The following is a 313-nucleotide window of genomic DNA, read 5'->3' as shown; positions in this document are numbered from 1 at the left end:
GTCGATCCACAGATAGGACCCGCCCGTCATGATCACTTCGAGCGCATGGGGAACCCGATCGTCCAGGTCCCGGAAATCGCCGACCGGTTCGCCGTTCCACAGCATCGGCCGTTCACCGCGCAGACCGTCCAGGGCCGCCAGCGCCGGCCCTGCCGGGCTGCCTTCACGGTTGATGATGGCGAGTTCGTTTGCCGCCCTGTCGAGTGCGCTCGGCCCATGCGGAAATTCGGGGACGGCACCGGTCTCGAACCAGGCCTTGCGGGCCGCCATGGCGCGCAACTGATTGCGGAGCAGGGCAAAGCCCATGGTATCC

Annotated in this window: 1 protein-coding gene; it reads right to left on the bottom strand. The window is 66.8% G+C overall.

Annotation, left to right across the window (positions count from 1 at the left end; genetic code table 11):
- Window positions 1-313: type VI secretion system accessory protein TagJ (locus tag ACZYTC_RS34315; protein WP_488991767.1), on the bottom strand; the 313-nt coding region annotated here is incomplete at both ends.

It is taken from the genome of Labrys sp. F242 (assembly GCF_057813875.1).
This window is presented reverse-complemented; position numbering and strand designations above follow the sequence as displayed.